Origin of the sequence: Candidatus Electronema sp. PJ, from assembly GCF_048287395.1 — a bacterium.
Lineage (GTDB): Bacteria > Desulfobacterota > Desulfobulbia > Desulfobulbales > Desulfobulbaceae > Electronema.
The window spans coordinates 1-4,491 of the sequence record NZ_JBLWEO010000068.1; the positions used below are offsets into that span (position 1 = coordinate 1).

The 4,491-nt window shown below is 54.1% G+C and carries 2 protein-coding genes; one reads left to right on the forward strand and one right to left on the reverse strand.

All coding sequences use genetic code 11. The features are described 5' to 3' along the window. Positions 1-141: 141 nt before the first annotated feature. On the reverse strand, positions 142-1,737 hold the full coding sequence (gene murJ, locus ACNKIB_RS11100) for a murein biosynthesis integral membrane protein MurJ (protein WP_417910623.1): 1,596 nt from the start codon (positions 1,735-1,737) through the stop codon (positions 142-144). Positions 1,738-1,923: 186 nt separating this feature from the next. Here murJ and fusA point away from each other — a divergent pair, with 186 nt between their 5' ends. Beyond that, positions 1,924-3,999 (forward strand): elongation factor G, encoded by a 2,076-nt coding sequence (gene fusA / locus ACNKIB_RS11105; protein ID WP_417910624.1) that lies wholly within the window; start codon positions 1,924-1,926, stop codon positions 3,997-3,999. Positions 4,000-4,491: the final 492 nt, after the last annotated feature.

Here is a 4,491-nt window from a genome sequence, read left to right on the forward strand (position 1 = left end):
CAAGCTCAGGAGCAGGAAGATCAGCGTCTTGAGCAGCTCAACCTGTTTGAATAGCGGCTGCCTTCAGGCAGCTCAAGTTGTTTAACCGCTTTGAGCGGTTCAGAATCTCAAGCCACCGGCTTTGCCGGTGGTACTTGACTCTTATTTTTTCCTCAATCGCTGGCCAATCTTCCCCGTAATCTCCTCAAACTCCGGGAGCCGGAGGAAATGCAAGGTTGTGGCATACAACAAAGCCGTGCTAGCGATGAGCACGGTCACTCCTACCAGCTGGAAAAGGATTTTTCCTGCCAGCAGAGGCAGGAGTAGCCTTTGCAACCCGATCAGACTGCCTGCCATCACCGTACTGGCCAGCAGGATTTTCAGGGTGCCTTTACCCAAATGCTTGAGCGAGAAGCCAGCCAGTTTCCGATAGAGGATAAAACCGAGAAAAAGGAAGTTCAACACCATTGAGCAGGAGGTGGCCAGGGCAATGGCCTGGAAGGAAAGCCTGTCAATGGTCAGAGTAATGAAGAGGATGTTGACGGCCACGGCGAGAAACGAGCTGATCACCGGGTACTTGGTGTCATTCAAGGCATAAAAGACCGGCACCATGATCTTGACCGCCGAGTAAGCGAAGAGACCATAGGCGTAGCAAATCAAGGCCTGGGCCGTAAAGGCGGTATCCTTGGCCGTGAAGGCTCCATGTTCAAAGATCAGGCGGATAATCGGCCCGGCAAGGAGAATCAGGCCGACCGTAGCCGGAATAGTCAGGCTGAACACCATGACTAAGGAGGAGGAAAAGGTTTGCCGCAGCCCGACTAAATCTTTTTGCGCAGCATGACGGGCCAGCACCGGCATGGCCGCGATGGAAAAAGCCACGCCAAAGACCCCGATGGGTAGCTGGACGAGGCGAAAGGCGTAATTCAACCAGGAAACCGAGCCTTCCTGGCAGGAAGCGGCAAAATTGGTGTTGACAAACACGTTGATCTGGGTGGCAGAGAGGCCAACTGTGGCAGGCAACATCAACCAGAGGATGCGCCGCAGGCCTGGATCGCGGAGATCAAGGTGTGGCAGAAAGCGAAAGCCAGTCTGACGCAATGCAGGCAGCTGGACAAGAAGTTGCAGCAGGCCACCCAGCAACGTTCCCCAGGCCATACCGATGATGGCCTCTTGACCAAACTTTGGCAGGAGCCAGGCCAGGGATACGCCGCCGATGATGGAGCCGAGATTGAAGAAAGAAGAGGACATGGCTGGGACAAAAAACTTGCCCTTGGTGTTCAACATCCCCATGACTGCTGCGGCTAAGGCCACCAGGAGGAGGAAGGGGAACATAATCTGGGTCATCACGGCGGTCAGTTCGGTCTTGCCGAGGACAGCGGCAAAATCAGGGGCGAGCAGGCGGACGATAGGCTCGGCCAGCAACATGCCAACGAGAACAAGCAAACTGAGGAGCAGCGAGAGAAAGACCAAGACGTTTGAGGCCAGTTGCCAAGTGGCTGCACTGCCCTTGTTGGTGTCATAATCCGAGAACACAGTGACAAAAGCGGCAGATAACGCGCCTTCGCCGAACAAATCCCGGAGTAAATTGGGGATGCGAAAGGCCACCACAAAGGCATCATAGGCATAGCCTGCCCCGAACAGATGGGCAAAGACCTGCTCGCGGATTAAACCTAAGACCCGGCTGCACATCACCGCCCCGCTTACCGTTCCGGCAGACCGGGCAATCTTCCCGGTTGAACTGCTTGCTTTTTCTGGCATAATTTTCTCGATTCTGACTGACCGCTTTTTTGCTTCTTGCTTGACTTGAAAGGGATTAAGGAGCAGAATACACTTCAACACTCCCGACAGATGGTTGTTACCACTCCCGGCGCAAAAGGGAAAGTCCTTTTCCGCGCCAGCCCTCTGCCGACAAATCAATTCCAGCACCTGGCACCGGAGGCATTCATGCGCGACGTTCAGCAGATCAGGAACACGGTTATCCTTGGACACGGCCACAGCGGTAAAACCACCCTTGCCGAGGCTCTGCTTTTCACTGCCGATGCAATCGGGCGACTGGGCAGGGTAGATGAGGGCAGTTCTACCTTGGACTTTGAAGATGAGGAGATTCGCCGGAAGATCTCGATCAATGCTGCCTTTGGCCATCTGATTTGGCAGGGCTGTGAACTGTTTTTGACCGACACGCCGGGCGATGACAACTTTGTCAACGAGACCAAGTTTGCCGCGCGCCTGGCTGACAGCGCGCTGCTCACCGTGGGTGGGGTACTGGGAGTGCGTAGCCAGACCGAGCGTTTTGTTGATTTAGTCCTGGAACGCAAGTTGCCCTGTCTGATCTGCATTACCAAGATGGATCGGGAGCGAGCCAATTTCCTTGAGACCTTTGATGAAATCCGGCAAACCTTTCCCAAACTGAATCCAGCAGTCCTGCATCTGCCGATTGGCGCGGAAAAGGACTTTCAAGGCGTGATTGACATCCTTAACAACCAGGCCTTGCTTTTCCGCTTGGATGGCACCGTGGATATCGCCGAGGTGCCTGCGGAATTGCTTGATGAGACAGCGGTTCGACGGGCGAGTTTGATGGAATATGTCGCTGAGACCGACGATGATCTGCTTGAGCATTTTCTCGAAGAAGGCGAGTTGTCGGATGAAGCCCTGAAAAACGGCCTAGCAGCTGCTGTGCGGCAAGGCAAAATCGCGCCAGTGCTGCCTTGTTCCCCGCTCAACAACGCAGGCAGCTCTATCATCCTTGATGCGATCACCAGCTTCTTACCTTCGCCGGATCAGCGGCCCGTGCTGATCGGTACCAATCCCAAAACCAAGGAGCTGGTGCAGCGTCGAGGCTTGGCAGACGCACCTTTCTCCGCTCAAGTCTTCAAAACCACCGCTGATACGTTTACTGGACGGCTGACTGTCTTCCGCGTACTTTCTGGCACCCTCAAAGGCGACAGTTTTTACAACTCCACCAAGGGCGAGAACGAGCACTTCGGCCATTTGTTCCTCATGCAAGGCAAAGAGCAGAAGGAGGTCGAGAGTGTCTGCGCAGGCATGATCGCTGCGGTGGCCAAACTGAAGAATACGGGCACGGGCGATACCCTGTGTGAAGAGGCTAATCCAGTGCTGTATGAGCCGCTGGAGCCGTTGTCTTCGGTAATATCCTATGCCGTCACCGCCAAAGTCGAGAAGGACGAGGAAAAGCTTTTCTCGGCCCTCACCAAAATGCTGGACGAAGACCTGACCCTGCATTTGACCCGCGAAACCCAAACCCACGAGGTGCTGCTCTCTGGTGTTGGCCAGGTGCATCTGGATGTCATCAAAGATAAAATTAAGCGCAAGTTCTCGGTCGAGATGGCGTTGTCCGTACCCAAGATCCCCTATCGGGAAACCCTAAAAGGCAAGGCAACTGCCCAGGGTAAGCACAAGAAGCAATCGGGTGGACGCGGCCAATTCGGCGATTGCACCATTGAAATAGAGCCATTAAAGAACGGCGAACATTTTGAGTTTGTCGATAAAATCGTGGGCGGCGTGATTCCCCAGCAGTACCGCCCGGCGGTGGAGAAGGGGGTTCTCGAGGCCATGGAGAAAGGGGTGATTGCGGGCTATCCTTTTTCAGGTCTCAAGGTTGGTCTGCTGGATGGCTCCTATCACAACGTGGATTCCTCGGAAATGGCCTTCAAAATAGCCGGTTCCTTAGCCTTTAAAAAGGCCGTGCTGGAGGCGCATCCCGTGTTGCTGGAGCCAATCATGGAGATGGAAATCCGGGTGGACAAGGAACATGTGGGCGATGTGATGGGCGATCTCAATTCACGCCGAGGCAAGGTGCTGGGCATGGATTCTAACAACCGGCACGAGATTATCCGGGCGCAAGTACCGCAGGCAGAAATCCAACTTTACAGTTTGGACCTGACTTCAATGACTGGCGGGCGGGGCAGCTTCCAGGTCAAGTTCTCCCATTACGAAGAGGTGCCGACACAAATCGCCCAAAAGATCATTGCCAACCATCAGATAGAGGTCGGCGGAGAGTAAAACCAGCTTTGCCACCAACAGCCCTCAGGTGCTGCTCGGCCAAAGTTCCTTCTCAAGAAACTTCACCATTCTGGGCAGAAATCCAAGCAGGTTGGCCACGTCCGCAACCTGCTTGTCTTCGTTTCTGGCCGAGCAACAACTTGTTGTAGCTCAACCAGAACCTTTTTTGGCCAAGCAAGAGAAGGTTCTGGCTCGGCCAAACTCCTTTGCGGCTAACCAAGAAAGGAGTTTGGGTTAGCCGGAAAGGAATCTTGCCGAGTACGAAAGGAGTGCGGCTCGGCCACAAAGCAGTTTGGCTCGGCAGAACTCCTTTCTGGCTAAACAACAACTCTTGGTGGCTTAACCAGAACCTAAATCGGCTGCGTCAAATAGGCTCTGACAGCATCGCGGACAATGGAAATTTTTGCCTTGAACCAAGAGATTCCTTTGTTGACGAAGCAATGATATTCAAGCCGCAGGAATGCCCTAAGAGCCATCCCGATATGGTTGCGC

Bases quoted from the DNA above. Each gene is read 5' to 3' on its own strand.
- fusA (WP_417910624.1), top strand. From the start codon at position 1,924: ATGCGCGACGTTCAGCAGATCAGGAACACGGTTATCCTTGGACACGGC.
- murJ (WP_417910623.1), bottom strand. From the start codon at position 1,737: ATGCCAGAAAAAGCAAGCAGTTCAACCGGGAAGATTGCCCGGTCTGCC.